Below are 17,810 nucleotides of genomic sequence, written 5' to 3'. Positions count from 1 at the left end.
TGTTAAAAATCAAATTTCACCCCTAAAGTAAATCTAGGTCTGTAATATTCTGCCTGTGCTGTTCTGCTCTGAATTCCCTGGTAGTATCTTAACGGTTGATTGGTCAGATTATTGGCTTCAGCAAAAATTCTTAACTGGCTTGTGATTTTATAGGAGGCATTGGCATCAAGGAAAAATTGCTTGTCATAATAACGATCATCAAAGGATTTACCTCCCAATTCATCAATATAATGAGAAGCGTAATTCATGGAAACCCTTGCAGAAAAACGCTTGTTCTCCCATGAAAGTGATCCGTTGAACATATGAGGTGCAGCTCCCGGAAGACCTACGTCCGTTCTTTCAATACCATCTTCATTGGTAATTCCTTTAGCTTTTGATTGGGTGTACGTATAATTAACATATACTCCCATACCCTTCCAGAATGCTCCCGGAATGAAATCCAGTTGCCTCTGTAAAGCCACTTCAAAACCATAGATGTCTACATTGTCACCATTACGCTGCTGGGTAAATTTCCAGTTGCTTTCTCCGGCCGGAATAGGATTGGATTGTCCTGCAAATTCACTGGAAAAATCATTGGCTGTGTAATTTCTTCTGGAATAGGTATAAATAAAGTCGTTCAGGTTTTTGTAAAAAATTCCTCCGGAAAGAATCCCCACAGATTTAAAGTACTTTTCTGCCATAAAGTCGAAGTTATAAGCATATGTTGCCTTTAAATTTGGATTTCCTGCTGAAATAACTTCATCTTCTGAAATCACATTCAGGTAAGGAACCAGTGAATAGTAATTCGGGCGTGCAATGGCTGTTGTAAATGCCGCACGAAGTACAAGATCCTGAACAGGTACATATTTGAATGATAGGTTGGGAAGTACATTGGTGTAAGTGTTTGTGTTGTTGATCTTTCCAATCAGATTACTTTCATTCATTATATAATTTCCGGTGTAATCAATCTTTGTAGTTTCAACACGAGCCCCTACAATCATGGAGAGCTTATCATTAAAATCCTGATCCCAACGGATATATCCTGCATAAATCTGCTCCTTTGCACTGTAGTTATTGGAAAGGAATTTTGATGGCTTCAGCTTACCATTGAATTGCCCAGAATTAAAAAGATCCAATCCTCCCAAATAAGCGGGATCAACGAATGCTCCGGGAACATAATTCCCCGGTTGAAAGTTTTTCCCGTCAAGATATACAGTAGGGACAGAAAGAAGACTGCCCATGCTGCTGGCGGGTTCAAAGGCATAGAAATCATTATCTCTTTCCTTTTCCTTTAAACGCATACGGAAACCGGTACGAAGCCTACCTTTTTGGTCCTCTATAACGGATAGGGGAAAACGTACATTCACTTTGGCGCCAAACTCCTTTTCCTGTGTAAAGCTGTTGGCATCCGAAAGATCACTTAATTTATAACTTCCTAAATTATCTGCTGCCAGAAGATTGAACATAGGTTTTCTCGGGTCACTAAGGTCCGGTGAAAAATTCATTTTGCTGTTTTCAAACTCTATATACCTTTGATGAGGCTTGTCTTCACTGGCTGTAGCGTAGTTCATAGACCAGTCAAGATCTACTTTAGTTCCGAGAAGGTGTTCTCCTCTTAAAGCATAATTCTGAACCTTTTGCTTTTCAAGACGGGTATTATCATTGCCTGAATCTCCACCCTTATTTTGCCTTGTGATGCTGCCTTTCCAGCCTGTAATCTCAGATTCGTCAGTATTATAGACTGGTTTTATTTTATAGCCTAATGCAAAACGGTTTTCCTTGTCATTCCTGAAGTTGTACATGGCGGAAGCATAGATCTTATTTTTAGAATTGAATTCATAATCCATATTAAGATCAAAACTATGCCTGATACGATGTTCATTATAGTGACGGACACCCATTTTGCTTACATAAACAGTTTGTGCCACATCATTGGCCTGGCTCCATACAGGTTCTATATTGTCTGAACCAAAATTATTGTTGTTATAAGAAAAGCTAAATACAGCTCCCAATTTTTTGTCTAAAAAACGGTTTCCATATACAAATCCGGCTGTATAGTTTCCTTTTTCACGAATCGGATTATATCCTCCGGCCAATGTTGCAGAAATTCTCTGCCCATTAGGAGAAGCCCTTGTGATAAGGTTTACAGAACCACCGATGGCATCAGCATCCATATCAGGAGTCAAGGTTTTATTTACTTCAATGGTAGAGATCATATCAGAAGGAATCAGGTCCATCTGAACATTACGGTTATCCCCTTCGGCAGAAGGAATTCTGTCACCATTCAGGGTTACCGAGTTTAGGTTGGGAGCAAGGCCTCTGATAATAAGGTTTCTGGCTTCCCCCTGATCATTTTGTATGGTAATTCCGGGAACACGTTTCAGCGCATCACCGATGTTGGCATCAGGAAAACGACCGATTTGGTCAGAAGAGATCACATTGGTAATATTGGCATTGTTTTTCTGTTTGTTCAGAGCTCTTGCCTGATTCTTTAAAGTAGCTCCTGAAACTACGATTTCCGCAATATTTGTTTCCTTTTTATCGAAAACGATGTTTTGTTTGGTATTTTTTTCAGATTCTATGATAACACGATATTCATGCGCTCCATAGCCTAGATAATCCACTTTCATGGTATAATTACCAGGAGGAACATTCAGGAAAACAAAATTTCCATGCTCATCAGAGGTTGTATAAATATTTCCCGGGCTTAAGGAGATTTTGGCTCCCGGCAGGGCAATTTTAGTATCGTCATTAATATTTCCGGAAAGAGTACCGGTTTGTGCATAGAAAAAAATTGAAGCACAAAACAAAACAGATGTAAAAATTTTCTTCACTTTCTTTTGATTAGATTAAAATCACAACAAAATTAAACGACTGTTTGGAAAGGTGCCTGAAGTGAAAATTAACATTGTTTTAAGATTTGTTAATATGGAAAGAAATAGAGTCTTGTATTTGGAATGTAAATGCTAGGTACGATCAATGCATCAATAGAAAAGGGCTTTATGGAAAAATTTAATTCTATTCCTACCCATAGTTTTAAATTATTTTTCTCAATTTGCATAAGAAATAAACCCATATCAAAATTTACCAATAAGATGAGCAGATTTCCGAAGATTCTATCAGATGAAAAACTTAATGAGAGACATATAGATTTTAGGAACGCATTGTATAATCTTGAATCTGGTGATCTTACTCCTGAAAATTTTGAAAGCTTGATCAGAATTTATACAACCACTAAGCAGATTGATTATCGAAACAGAATCCTGAAACTCCTTTATAATCAAACTTATCCCAAGCTTCAGTCATTTTTTGAGCTGGCTTATAAAAAAGAAAGATATCTGGATATGAAAATCTATGCCTTGCGGGGATTGGCTTTGTTTTCAGAGGAAAAAGATATTGAAAAGCTTGTAAATAAACTTAAAGGGACATTGGCAAAACGTGAGCAAACAACCCCTTACAATTATCAGGAATATGAATTACTGAGAGGGAAAAATGCATTACCATTTCTTGTTGAAAAATATAAGTATACATCTTTTAAAGACCTGCTGGAACAGGTGAATGAACAATATGACAGAATGCCGGAAGCTTTTAAAGGACACTTTACCACTGATGAAAATGGAGAAACCGTTAACTTAAAAACCGCTGAGCAAAGTTCAAAGTTGCTGAGGGATTTTTTTGATCAAAATAAAATATAAAGTAACAAAAAAACCGCATTGAAATATTTCCAATGCGGCTCGTGATGATTAGTCAGTTTTAGTTAAGTGCAATTTTAATCATTATCTACCCTTATCCATTTTCCGTTTTCTACTCCTTCGTAAAAGTGATCGTTGTGATAAATAATAGCTCCCAGAATATGAGTCTTGTTTGTGGGAAGTATAAGAGTTTCGGGGATGGCGTTCTCATTACGGATCAGGAATACATCATTTCCTTCCTTTACTACAATTCCTGTTCCTGAAATAAGCCTTGTCACACCAGTATCTGTTGGCGGGTTTATTACACCAGAAGGACTTAGTTCTGATAAGCGTCTTGCTCCCGTAGCAGAAGTGCAACCTCGGAGAACATTATCCATCAACATCATGACGCCCGGAGTAGGGCAGTCAGGGTTAATATTCACAATCATCTTTTTATTACTGATCGCAGCCGGACAAGCTTCTCCGGTAGCAAATCTGATGCTTTTAAGACGGTAAACAAACGTTCCTGCCTGGGCTTTAGAATGAAGAATAATTGCTTCCCCGTTAGCCGCAGATGCAATTTCTTGATCAGGACCTCCGTTAATGCTATACGTAAAGATATAGGCCTGGGCAAGAGATCCTTTAAACTTTACTTCTATATCTCCGGAAATCTGCTTTGAAGCACTTGTAGCCGAAGAAATGCTGCTGTCTGCCGGCAGTGCAATGGAAGAAATAGTAAAGTCTTCTGTAATATTACATCCATCCTGACTATAGGTGACATTTACCCTGTAGTTTCCAGGCTGTGTAAATGTTACCAACGGACTTGTACTCATCACTCCTGAATTGGGAGTATTAAGTTTCGTCCAGGTATAGCTTGCATTGGGATCCGTTCCATATAAAGCGGATGCATCATAGGTTTTTGGAAACTCGGAAGCACAAAGGGTCTTGTTACCTCCGAAGCCTGCTGCCTGTACATTGGTAGGGACAATAGTAAGGTTGGCTGTATTTCCCAAATCCTGGCTATTCCCATAAGCACTTACAGAGCGGGAAAAGTTCATATCTCTGATGGAAGCATAAAACATGGTGTATGCTGCTGCCGGGTCCAGATTGATGGTATTCTGACCAGCAGCTGACTTGATGACAGAAATTCTGTTACAGGGAGTTCCTGTCATGAATAGATTTTCAGTTACAGTCTGGCTGCTTTCTATCTGATAAGATCCGGGATTAAAGTATAGTGTTTTATACTTACCTGCGGAGGTCAGCGTACTTACAGAATTGACGGCAGAACTTCCGAGGAAAGTCATTTTATTAAAATTCCAGATTTTTGTTCCGGTATTTACTGTTCCGTCTTTCCAGATGGTAAGATCTCCAAAGCTGGCTCCATCAGGAGTATTGGTTGTAAGATATCCTATATCTACTTTAGCAGCAGTTGCATTTAAAGTGATTGGATTATTCCCTGAGTTAATATAAAAATAAGGACTATAGAAATTATAATAGGAAATTGCTGCAGCGTAATAGTTAGCAGCACCAATGCTATTGGTTCTTGTGCCTGTAATGACGGACTGCCCAAGATCTACTACAGGATTATTATTGACCGTTTGATTCCAGCTGAAATTAACAAGATTCATTGGCTGGTCATTGGTTTTAAATCCTGCAGCATTATTAAAGTTGATATCTCCCTGATAAGGACTTTTTAATTCAAAATAATCCTGGGAATTAATATTCAGATAAATATAAGCTCCTTTTGCATCAATATATCTTGTTCTCCCTGTGGAAGTTCCCTGTGCCATGATGATGTTACGGGTTAACCCATAAGTTGACATTGGCACTATAATTTTTAAGTCGTTTTGCAAGGTAAGATTTCCATAAACATTCAAATAATAAGGGTTGCTGCCATTTATACCAAAATCCAGTACCGGTTGATGAGGAGCATTATTAAAAGTGATGTTATTGGCTTTCGAAAAGTTATTTCCTCGGATCATGATCTTGTTTGCGGTGGCTGTAAACCCTGAATTCTGATCAAAGAATACATGATCAGCTGCGGTAGGAATATCACATCCTGCAACAGGTATACCACCTGAACTTAATGACCAATGTTGAGGATCTTGCCATAATCCCTGGCCACCAATCCAGTAAAGATTTCTTGGAGTGGAGGGAATTGCATCCTGAAAATTGATACCGTTATTTCCTCCAAGATCCGTACTTCCTGTAGCAGTATAAGTTTGTCCACCAGAAGAGGAGATTGCCTTAAACTGTATTTTATCCATTATGTAATTGGATGGATTGGTACTGTAATTTGGGAGCAGTAAGGTTTTCGGTTGTGCATTTGATGAAGCAAAAGTAAGTCTGTCTACACAGTCTCCCAGCATCTTTAATGACTGATTGACTTGCAGGTTACCGTCTAAGGAAACAAAATTATTTTTCTCAATGGTCAGGTTATTCACAGCCATAGGGTTTTTAAGAAGAATGGATGGATTAACCTTATCAATTCTTGAACTGGTTGCTGAGTGAATAATAAAGTTATTAATAACCCCGCCAAGCATGCTAAAAGAGATAATATAATCTGTATTGGTAGAAGAATTGGTGTATTCTATCTTTTCAAAATAATGATTTAAATTATTGAATGTAATATCAGAATCAGAGCCCCCAAAGTTTCTTATTAACTTGATAACACTATTGGCAGTGTTTATAACAGGTTGTTTGGTGTTGATGATAAAGCTGGAATTAACAGTAAGGTCTGCGTTTTCCATCAATAGCTGAGAACCGTTTATATTGACCACATTAATGTTCATTACAGTACCGCTTATATCCAAAATATTTCCAAGAATACTGGTTTGGCCAATACTAGAGCTACCATTAAGATCATACTGTGAAGTTCCTCTGTTGATTTTCCATTGGGCATCTCCGGCAAAATTAAGGGATGAAGTTGCCCCATTGGGAGTTACATTTTTTAAGGTACCTGTAGGTTTATTATTATTTACAAACGTAAACCCGCTGAAGTATCCGGCATCATAATATCCTGCATGCAAGACTGCATTTCCGTTGACATTTATCTTGTAATAGTTGCTGTTTCCTGAGAAAAGAGATCTTGAACCGGGTGTTAATCCACTGAATGTTATGTCATTAATGGAAACATCATTAGAAAGCTGTATACTGGTGATTCCTGTTGTAGAAAATCCGGAATATTGATCAAAGAAAACATTGTCATTAATGGTAGGAAGACCACAATTGGCTGTTGTTCTTGTACTTGTAGGATCCAAAGACCAATGGCTGAGGTCATTCCATGTGCCGGGACCTCCTTTCCAGTAAAAGTTTTTAGGAGTAGTAGCCAAAAAATTGATGCCGGAATTATTTCCACTGTCTATAGAGTTGCTGGCATTAATAGGTTTTGCTCCTCCAACAGGATTAATGTAGCTGGCATTAATTCCTGAAAAATTCATTCTGTTCAATTCAACGAACCCATTACCATTGATGTTGTTTCCCAAAACAAGGTTGCTGCCGCCCTGACCCGTGAAATTAACAACCAGATCACAGTCTGAACGATTATATATCCAGCTGTCTGTTATGGTAAATTTGGTACTGCCATCAAACATATTGATATTGGAAGAAGCATTGATAGCAACATTTTTTGCCTTATTGTTTCCAAAAAATCTTAAATCTCCTCCATTAGCCTGAAAGTTTTCGGTATTCATATGCTGTATATCTCCGATACTATTTCCTTCTTTGTAAACTTTCCCGAAAAAATTATTGGTATTTCCCGAATTGTAATATCGCCCGTTATAGCTTTGGGTGTATACTGCCGTATTGGGTGCCGTAATGGTTTGTTTGGCCATAATATTTAAGATATTTTGACGCAGCAAAGCATTATTTATATTGACACTGTTACCGCCTAGCCACAGTTCTCCGGATTTTATTTTTCTTCCGTCTGCATAAAGATTACTTGTCAGCGAATTGTTATCAAAATTAAAAACACCACCAACTTCCAGATCATAAGGAGTTCCTGAATTAGAGGGCAGAAGGTAGAAGTTATCATTTCCGTAGATGCTCAGCTGAGTGATTTTCTGACCTTCAAAGTTCATATAGCGGCTTACGACAGGATCTCCTGTATTGTTTTTGAGTAAAGTCATTGCTACAGGAGCAGTCATATCTTTTTGAAGATAAATATTGCCATATAAATTCATGCCTACATTCAAAACAGGATTAGCCGGAGCATTATTCCAGGTCATATTTCGTACTGAAGCAATTGCACCGTTATTACTGACAGTATTATTTCCAGCTGTAAACCCTGAATTTTCATTGAAAATTACATCATCATACATAATAGGAATACAGTTAGCAGAAGCCCCACCTGATGTGAAAGACCAGTGTGCCGGATCACTCCAGCTACCACCACCGCCTATCCAGTAATAGGTTTTTGCTGTAATTCCAGGATAGGTAATGTTTCCTGTATTGTTTCCACCATTTATTCCTGCCGTTACAGAAGCCCCTCCGGTAAGTTTTGTAGTGATTAAATTATAGCCATTAAAAGAAGCAGTTCCATTTCCGTTGAGAGTACCCGGGAGAATGAGGTTTACAGGGAACGTAATATCTAAGGCTCCAAACTTTGGAATAGCTCCGTTACATGGAGTATTGGCAATAAGGGTTTGATTAACCTGAAAATAAGTAGGAAGGCCACCTACAGGCTGGCGGAAATTGTATTGTCCACCATTCAGTGTAAGATTATTGATGTCAAATTGTGATGTACGCAGAATATTATTTCCCTTACCGAGAGTCATGTTTTTGATCTCAAAGCGGGATCCTATCATCTCAGCGCTTCCATCGCCAATTACTATATCATTAGCCTTAAGCAAGTTAGCATTGAGTATAGAGGCGTATAAATTGAATTTATTAATGTTAAATTGATTTCCTGTAAAACTCCCCCCGGAAGTTCCTACTCCTGCAACTTCATCAATGGTCAGCAGATTTCCACCTGATATTTGGGCAAATCCTGAAAAAGTAAGGAGTATTTTTTTTATATCCTGAGTCGTTTGTATATTCAACAAAGCAAAAGTAAGAGTAGCCTGGGTAAGATTGGCAGACGAGTTGAACGTCATTGAATTGGAAGTAGTTATTGTAGAAGACCTAAAATTGGATGCCGCCGTAGAACTGTGGGTAAGCATTAAGGAGCTTATATTTTTATGATCCGTATCCAGAAAAGCACTCTCACTGATATTGAATAGGAAAAACCCGTTGCTGGCAAAATTTTTCACAAGCTTGAATGTTCCGTTTCCTTTGAGATTAAAAGACGACTGATATCCTCCATTAACGTATAAAGGATCAATCATGTTATCAGCGATATCGATGAGGTTTGGGGTCGGACTTGAGCTGTCCGAAAACAAATTCATGGTCAGGTTATAATAAGCACCTGCATTAGATTTCCATTTCAGATTTCCATACACATTAAAAACACTTCCTGCCGGAAAGCTAAGCTTTGCATTAAATGAATCATCTATGATGAAATCCTTACAGGTAGCTGTTGATGGGATATTAAGCATACCTCCGCTGGAAGTAAAACCACTTCCTGAAGTAATATAAACATTATCATAACGGGAAGGTATAATGGTGGCTGCCTGTCCCGATGAGGAACCTATACGCCAGTGATTAAGGTCTGTCCAGTTACCGGCACCACCTACCCAATAATAGTTATTCTGCGCCAAAATACTCTGGCTTATCAGAATAAGCAGTACGAAATATAATTTGAGTTTCATGTTCTTTGAATTACAAGATTAATAATGAGCTGAGATAAAATCCCAACCCCTGATGACAATGAATAGGTCAAAAATCGATTTCCTCGATGATTATTTTGACTTTTTCAGTTGATGTACTTCTTTTTGTAATTCATCGATTTTTTTTCCTTGTTCCTGAACGGTTTGCAACAGCAAAGGAATCAGTTCATTATAGTTTACAGATTTATATCCATCGTTATCGGTACTTACGATGTTGGGAAGAACTTTTTCCACTTCCTGAGCTAGGAGACCATATTGTAGCTGTGCATTTCCACCTTTCTTCTTTCCTGTTTCGTTCCAGAAGTAAGAAACTGGTCTTAGCCTATTCACGATTTCGCCGGAAGATTTTATTTCTGTGATATTTTGCTTCAATCTTTCATCAGAATTATAATCTATGGCACTCGCTTTCACAGTTCCTGCAACATCCAGCTTTGCAGTTGCTGATGGAGCAGTTCCTATGCCCACACTTCCTGTTCCGGAAAAAACAAGGTTCTTACCATTAAGATCTACATTTCTTGAAGCCAGAGGTGTTGTGATAGAGCCATCTGCGGTGTAGATATTAGAATTTACACCCATGCTTTCCCAATGGGTACCGTTCCAGAAATAGTAACCCGGCTGCGTTATTTTTGAAACTTTTGCGGTGGGAGAAACAGGAGATGCTGTTGCATAGATCATCAAGGATTCTGTCCCGGGCTGGATGCCTGCTGTCATTGTTTGAATCTGATCTCCGGTAAGGCGGGGAATCATCAGACCTTCTGCCTGTGAAGTACCGTCTGTTTTGGCATTAATATCCAACGTAGCCTTGGGGTTAGGTGTATTTATTCCTATTCTGCCACCCGTCTGAGAATACAGCAATGAAGTGATGATAGTGCTTCCGATTAGGCATAGCCTGAACAGTGCAGAATGAGTCTTCTGCAAGAAAGTAGAGTTTTGCATAGTTTTTAATTGCTTTTTTTGGGTATGTTTAATTCTTCCTTAGTGTGAGGAATTGAGTATCTTTTTTATAACAGTTTTAGATGTTTCGATTAATTCATTGGATCTGTAAAGCTGGCTGGTCAGTATAGAACTTTCAAAAAGGAGATAGATATGAGATGCAGTATGTTCATCCTTAATCTCTTCATTGAAGAAGTCCCGCAGTTTATTTTTATGATACCGGAGAACATTGTGGATTTCTACTTGTTCGGCAGGTATTTCAGAGAGAAGGTTCAGAAAACTACAACCTCTGAAGTCTTCCTTTTTATTCATATAGATTAGAAAATCAAATGAATTCAGTATTTTCTCCTCAATGGTTTTTGCTTCGGATATAAATTTTTCCAGTTCAGAAACCCAATAATCATATCTTTTATTGAGAAATTCAATGCAAAGATCGTCCTTTGACTTGAAGTGCTGGTAAAAGCTTGCCTTTGATACCTTGGCGTCTTCAATAATCTGATTGATACCAGTACGGTTATAGCCTTGTTTGTGAAACAAAAGCATAGAAGTGCTTACTATTCTTTCGCGAGGTCGAGACATTGATTATTGTTTTTCACAAATTTAAATAAAATATGAACAGACTGGTGTGTTTGTTAAAACAATCTTAAAATAATGTTTGTGTATGATCTTTTTGTTGGTTTTATTTTATTGTAAATCAATTATTTATGTATTATTGCCAATATGGAAATTAAGTATAGAGAAAGCTATTCAAAGCATTGTATTTTCGTCATAAATCTTTCAATAAAAATGCTCTTTCAAGTGTCAAAAAATACTTAAAACAAAGGGTTTTCTTAAATGAATCCTCTTGCATAATAAACCTGTATAAGAAAAAACAGTAAGGTGAAAATCCATACCACATAAGGATGATAACGGAAGTTTTCGTGTAGAATATGATGTAAGGCTTTGAACAATTTTATTAATCCGATAATTCCTACCACAACAAATACAAAGAAAACAATAAAAAATACATAATCCCTGGATCCATAGGCTCCCGAGTCTGCCAGTTTTGTAAGGTGGTCCAAATAAGACTGTACATTCACCGTTTGCCCCAGAAACATGGCGGATAGAATCAGTAGGAAAAATGGAGTAGAGGTGTAAACGGTGGTATAGATAAAGGAAAAAAGTAAAGTACGAAAAGCCACTGTGTTCACTTTTTCCTTTTTGTACCACAATAGTATTACACTGAAAATAACTGCTGTAAAATTGTTCATCAGAAATATAAACAAGGCTTTTTCTACCATGCTTAGTCCCTTGATCTTTGAAATAAAGCTTTGTTCACCACTATAATCCATGAGAAGAACAGAAACAATTACTGAAGTGTAAACAGAAAGTTTAATAGGAGAAAGGTAATCACGAAAGCGCTCCGTTTCTTCCTTTTCCATTTCATGTACAGACAGATCATAACATTTACGGGTATCCTGAAATAACTTGAAAATGGTTACCGGTACCAGCAATATTTCAATAATAATCTGAAGACACAGCTTCTCAAAGCTATCAATCAATTTTTCGAACATACATCAAGTGTTAAGGGAACGGGTTCACTATGCAATTTAATTAAATTTTAATTGCGATGGATAAAAATAAACTGAATGGAATAAAGGGCATATAATGGTAGATGGTCATGGATTTTCATTACCCTTTTTCTGTTCTTATTAGATGAAATTGATCGATAAAAAAACAGGTTGAAAGAAAAATCTTTCAACCTGACAATAATTTTTTTATTTAGGAAGTCCTTTTTTTAAGGCAATATTAGCTCTTTCCACGGCTTTTCTTTCTTTCCAGTCCATGTATCTTTTTTTATACCTTCCTTTCATGAAGTTGTCAAAATTACGTTGAACAGTAAGATTCCAAAGAGAATGTGCTTTTACAGCCCAGCTTTTGTCCCAGGCACGAAGAGAAATAGAGAAAGATCCGTCCAGATACTTCATCCAGTGCCACCATCCGGTAGGCATAAATAATGTATCTCCATGTTCCAGATAACATTCAATTCCTTCAATGCCATCCAATGCAGGAAATTTTTCAAAGTCAGGATTCGAAATATCATAGTCTTCCAGTGCATAAGTTGCATAAGGAAGCTTATAAAGACGTGTTTTCCATTTATATTCAAAAAGAAGAACATGCTTTCTTCCATTGAAATGAGTATGGAAAATATGAGGCATGTCTATATCATAATGAAGGAACGTTACAGAACCTTTTCCTCCGAAAAACATACTCGGATATTTATCTAAAAATCCACCCATCAGATTCTTTGGCGGAACATAATCATCCAGCAATTTAGGCGCAAATTTGATAGGGTCGAAAAAGAAAATCCTAAGGTCCGTAGGTTCCCTTTGGATAAGGTCAACATATTCACTGAACGGCATTTTAGTCGTTGGAGTGTTGATGGGAGCTGCAGGATCAGCCTTGGCACTGTCGTATAAAGGAACAATCACGTCACCTACAACCTCCTTCATGTACTCCATCGTCCATTTTTGATATGCAGGCCAGTTCTTTGCCATGTTTCTGATTACCACGGGTTTGCATGGTTTTAAATATTTTTCACGAAAGTCTTCTTGTGAAATATCTTCTACTACATCAATAGGTTTAAGAAGTATGCCCATTTGTTTCAATTATACAGCTAAAGTATTAAATATTTGTGAAAAAAAATACAAAGAATTGCATTTGTTTGGAATTAATATAAATAAATATGAAAATATTCTTTTAGATTGCCCTAATCCGGTTATAGTAAACGGATTATTTGGACTTTGGTATTGTAAAAAATACTGATTTTTACCTGAGAAAATACATCGATAAAATGCAGTAATTGTGCATCTTAAAATAGGATTGAAAATAAGTGTCGGATTTTTTATTAAAATACATCACCCATTGGAAATAATTTCTGATTTGCAATAAGATCTCAAAACTTTAGTCTTGCTGGGGTTTGGTGATTTCAATATTACCCATTCCAATTCCAATCCTTATATTTGATCTATGAAAAAAGCAAGTCTGTTAGCATTATTTTTAGTTGTTTTCAATAGTGGTTATCAAGCACAAATGAAATCCTTACCAAAGATTGAATCTGGTGTCTCGTATGAGTTGGCTCAATTTAGAAAAAATACACTCAATGATATCAAGTATGAACTTAATCTGAAAATTCCGGAAAGTAAATCTGAAAGAATCTCAGGAACAGAAGTGATTACTTTTAACTATAAAAAACAAAATGAAGCCCCGTTACAGATTGATTTTAAAGAAGAACCCTCTTCACTCCTGTCTGTATCTGTGAACGGGCAACAGATAAAAGCAACTCTGGAAAACGAACATGTTATCATTCAACCAAAATACCTGAAATCAGGATTTAACCAGATCAATATTGCTTTTCTTGCCGGAAATGGGGCGTTGAACAGGCGTGATGGATATTTGTATGCTTTATTTGTTCCTGATCGTGCAAGAACCATGTTTCCATGTTTTGACCAGCCTGATCTGAAAGCTAACTATTCTCTGACTTTAACTGTTCCTGAAAAATGGAGCGCTATCACCAATGGAAAACTTAAAGATACAAGCATTCAGCAGACCCAAAAAACGTTGCGTTTTGATCAGTCAGATCTGCTTCCTACCTACTTGTTTTCATTTGCTGCCGGAGATTTCAAAAATCATACAGAGAAGATCAGTCAGCAGGATTCCAGGATTTTATATCGTGAAACAGATTCTGTGAAAATTAAAAATAGCATGGATTCAATTTTTACTTTATATAGAAATTCTCTTTCTTATTACGAAAAATGGACTGGTATTAAGCATCCTTTTCAAAAGCATGGGTTGGTGGTTATTCCTGACTTTCAGTTCGGGGGAATGGAACATCCTGGAGCTATATTATTTCAAAATTCCACTTTGTTTTTAGATCAGAATGCTACCCAAAACCAGTTGAATAACCGATCCAATCTTATAGCCCACGAGGTTGCTCATCTTTGGTTCGGAGATATGGTAACCATGAATTGGTTTAATGATGTCTGGATGAAGGAGGTTTTTGCCAACTTTATGGCGGATAAAAGTACCGGTGCATCTTCAGATAAAATGGTTTATGATCTGAAGTTCTTAACAGGGCATTTTCCGGCGGCTTATTCGGTGGATCGTACTTTAGGAGCCAACCCGATCCGACAGGTTTTGGATAATCTCCAGAATGCAGGAATGATGTATGGCCCTATTATTTATGATAAGGCACCTATTATGATGCGTCAGCTGGAATTGCTGATTGGTGAGGAGAATTTTCAAAAAGGAGTAAACGAATATCTTACAAAATATGCTTACAGTAATGCAAGCTGGCCGGATCTTATTGCCATCCTTGATAAACATACACCGGAAGACCTGCAAAGCTGGAATAAAGTGTGGGTAAATGATCCCGGCAGGCCTGTTATCGATTATAATGTAACATATAAAGGCGATAAAATAGAACAATTTACCATTTCTCAGAAACCCGAGTACGGAAAGGAACAAAAATACTGGCCACAGGAATTTCAGATCAGTTTATTTTATGCTGACAAGGTTGAACATGTTAACGTAAAATTGTCCGGAAAAGAACAAAACGTTTCAGAATTAAAAGGGAAAAAGAAACCTCTGTTTATTCTGCAAAACTCATCGGGAATAGGGTATGGGGTATTCAAAACGGATAAAGCTGTAATGTCTGAATTTTCTTTAGTAAAAGACCCGATAAACCGTGCAAGTGCTTATATTTCGTTATATGAAAATATGCTGAACGGTTCAGAAGTCAGCGCGCAGGATTTATTACACTTTTTTGCTGAACAATTGCCAAAAGAAAGCATAGAATTGAATTTACGCTTGATTACCGGTTATATTTCTACTATTTATTGGGATTTTTTATCTGAAAATACACGATTGAAAGAATCTGTAGATATTGAAAATACATTATGGAAAACATTGCAGGTACAGACAGCAAAAAACAATAAGAAAATTATTTTTGATTGCTATCAGGGAATATTCCAGTCGCAGCAGGCATATGATAATCTGTATACAATTTGGAAATCCCAGACGCCACCGAAAGAGGTATCTCTTAATGATGATGATTTCACGAATCTTGCCCTTGCTTTATCTCTACGAAATACTAATAATAATGAGTTGTTGCAAGAGCAGTTGACGAGAATTAAGAATCCGGATAGGATTAACCGTTTTAAAATTATTATGAATGCGGCTTCTTCAGACCAGAAGGTACGTGATGAATTTTTTAATGGACTTATGCAAAAACAAAACAGAGCGAATGAATCAGCCGTTGGCTCTGCATTAGGGTACCTGCATCATCCGTTAAGACAAAAAACGTCTATTCATTATCTTTCCAATACTTTAGAGGTTTTGCAGGAAATACAAAAAACAGGAGCTATCTTTTTTCCGGATAATTGGCTTCGTTCAACATTTAGTAATTATCAGGCTCCGAAAGCTTTTGATATTGTGAATCAGTTTCTTTTGAAAAACCCTGATTATAATCCTATTCTGAAGAATAAAATTTTGCAGGCAACGGACAATTTAAAAAGAGCTCAGGTACTGGTGAAATAAAGTTCACTACGCTAATGATAAAACCCAAACCTCAGGCAAATTTGTCTGGGGTTTTACATTTAAAACAGGGGAGTTTTTAAGAGACCGGTCGGGCATTTTTTAAAAAATGGTTATCTTCGGCTTCATAAAAAAAATGATATGCAAGTATATGAAGGGATTTCTGTGGGGTTGTATCTGTTATTAATGATAGGTATAGGCATATATTCTTATAGAAAATCAACAAGTAATTCGGAGGAGTTTTTAATAGGCGGAAGAAAGATGGGAGCAGCCGTTACGGCACTATCTGCAGGGGCCGCCGATATGAGTGGCTGGCTGTTGATGGGTGTTCCGGGCGCCATGTATTTATCTGGGATTTCCAGTTCCTGGATTGCGATAGGACTAACAATTGGAGCCTATCTCAACTATATTATTGTAGCACCAAGACTTAGGATCTATACGGAGGTCGCTCAAAATGCGATAACCTTACCCGTGTTCTTTGAAAACAGGTTTAAAAATAAAAATCATCTCTTAAAAATAACGTCTTCCATTTTTATTCTGGTGTTTTTTACGCTGTACACGTCAGCAGGGATGGTGTCAGGCGGAAAATTGTTTGAGTCAGCTTTTGGAATGGATTATACAGTAGGATTACTACTAACCAGTTTAGTTGTGGTTCTGTATACATTTTTAGGTGGGTTTTTGGCTGTAAGCCTTACAGATTTTGTACAGGGAACCATTATGGTATTAGCCTTGGTAATTGTACCCATTGTGGCCATTACCCAGATTGGAGGTGTTGGGGAAACGTTATCCCTGATTGAAGCTAAAGATCCTAAATATCTGGATCTATTCAGAGGAACCACTACCGTAAGTATTGTCTCTTTATTGGCATGGGGATTAGGATATTGTGGGCAGCCTCATATTCTGGTACGTTTTATGGCTATTGATAAGCCCAAGGATTTGGTTAAAGCTAGACGAATAGGAATTACATGGATGATTTTTACTGTTGCCGGAGCCTTAGCTATTGGCTTGGTGGGGATTGCTTTCCTGCAAAAATTTGATTTTGAAACCATGATGAAGTTTGATGGATCCAAGACAGAGGCGGAAACGATCTTTATTTATTTCTCCCGTATATTATTCCATCCGTTTATTGCAGGATTTCTGCTTACCGCTATCTTAGCAGCTGTAATGAGTACTATTTCTTCCCAGTTATTGGTTACTTCAAGTTCATTAACGGAAGATATCTATAAAGCTTTCCTGAATAAAAAAGCAACCTCAAAACAGCTATTGATTGCCAGCAGACTTTCTGTTTTACTGGTAGCCATTATTGCAGGTCTTCTATCCTTAGATCCTAAAGACAGTATTCTTAATCTGGTAGGAAATGCATGGGCAGGTTTTGGTTCCGCATTCGGGCCACTTATTCTTTTGTCTCTTTTATGGAAAAAAACAACCTGGCAGGGAGGTTTAGCCGGTATGCTAGTAGGAGGAGTTACAGTATTGGCTTGGGTATATCTCCAGCATCCGCTAAAGGACTGGTATGAAATCATTCCGGGATTCACTCTTTCTCTATTCACCAATATTATTGTTTCGTCATTGACCTACAAGCAGGATGAAGTAATTGAAAGTGAATTTGATGAGGTTAAAAAAATTATGAAGGAATAATAATGCAATTTTAACTTATATGATATAAAAAAACAAACCCTTGCCTGAGCGAGGGTTTTTGTATTATAATCAGTGATTACACAAGCTGGTTTTGCATTGTATATTTTGAAAACTCTTCACGGTCATGGTAGCCAAGCAACCCTTACACAGTTGAGATGGTGTATTCTCTTCATAGTTTCATTGTTTTTTTTGAGGCTCAATATTTCATTGACAAATTACTAATTATAAGTGGTATTTCAACTCATATCCT

The 17,810-nt window shown here is 37.3% G+C and carries 9 protein-coding genes; 3 read left to right on the top strand and 6 right to left on the bottom strand.

What is annotated here, in order from left to right; all coding sequences use genetic code 11:
* Positions 1-2 precede the first annotated feature (2 nt).
* Positions 3-2,813, bottom strand: coding sequence for a TonB-dependent receptor (locus C7D53_RS09045; RefSeq protein ID WP_106916051.1), 2,811 nt, complete (start codon positions 2,811-2,813; stop codon positions 3-5).
* A 261-nt stretch (positions 2,814-3,074) separates the two neighbouring features.
* Between C7D53_RS09045 and C7D53_RS09040 the strand changes: the two genes are divergently transcribed.
* On the top strand, positions 3,075-3,674 hold the full coding sequence (locus C7D53_RS09040) for a hypothetical protein (RefSeq protein WP_162926137.1): 600 nt from the start codon (positions 3,075-3,077) through the stop codon (positions 3,672-3,674).
* 74 nt (positions 3,675-3,748) lie between these two features.
* On the opposite strand, the gene C7D53_RS09035 is transcribed toward C7D53_RS09040, so the two are convergent.
* The 5 genes from C7D53_RS09035 to C7D53_RS09015 form a co-directional block, all read right to left on the bottom strand.
* On the bottom strand, positions 3,749-9,397 hold the full coding sequence (locus C7D53_RS09035; protein ID WP_106916049.1) for a hypothetical protein: 5,649 nt from the start codon (positions 9,395-9,397) through the stop codon (positions 3,749-3,751).
* A 90-nt stretch (positions 9,398-9,487) separates the two neighbouring features.
* Positions 9,488-10,351 (bottom strand): tail fiber domain-containing protein, encoded by an 864-nt coding sequence (locus tag C7D53_RS09030; RefSeq protein WP_106916048.1) that lies wholly within the window; start codon positions 10,349-10,351, stop codon positions 9,488-9,490.
* A 39-nt stretch (positions 10,352-10,390) separates the two neighbouring features.
* Entirely contained in the window at positions 10,391-10,927 is a 537-nt protein-coding gene (locus C7D53_RS09025) for a TetR/AcrR family transcriptional regulator (protein WP_106916047.1), read from the bottom strand.
* A 251-nt stretch (positions 10,928-11,178) separates the two neighbouring features.
* Complete coding sequence (locus tag C7D53_RS09020; RefSeq protein WP_106916046.1) at positions 11,179-11,901, bottom strand: hypothetical protein; 723 nt, start codon at positions 11,899-11,901, stop codon at positions 11,179-11,181.
* Between the two features lie 204 nt (positions 11,902-12,105).
* Complete coding sequence (locus C7D53_RS09015; protein ID WP_106916045.1) at positions 12,106-12,987, bottom strand: cupin-like domain-containing protein; 882 nt, start codon at positions 12,985-12,987, stop codon at positions 12,106-12,108.
* A gap of 370 nt (positions 12,988-13,357) precedes the next feature.
* Between C7D53_RS09015 and C7D53_RS09010 the strand changes: the two genes are divergently transcribed.
* Together C7D53_RS09010 and putP are read left to right on the top strand one after the other, a co-directional pair.
* Positions 13,358-15,925, top strand: coding sequence for a M1 family metallopeptidase (locus C7D53_RS09010; RefSeq protein WP_106916044.1), 2,568 nt, complete (start codon positions 13,358-13,360; stop codon positions 15,923-15,925).
* Between the two features lie 138 nt (positions 15,926-16,063).
* On the top strand, positions 16,064-17,560 hold the full coding sequence (putP, locus tag C7D53_RS09005; RefSeq protein ID WP_106916043.1) for a sodium/proline symporter PutP: 1,497 nt from the start codon (positions 16,064-16,066) through the stop codon (positions 17,558-17,560).
* Positions 17,561-17,810 lie beyond the last annotated feature (250 nt).

This window comes from Chryseobacterium aurantiacum (assembly GCF_003020585.1).
In the GTDB taxonomy this organism is placed as follows: domain Bacteria; phylum Bacteroidota; class Bacteroidia; order Flavobacteriales; family Weeksellaceae; genus Chryseobacterium; species Chryseobacterium aurantiacum.
Note: the sequence above shows the minus strand (reverse complement) of the source record. Positions and strands in the feature narration are given on the sequence as shown.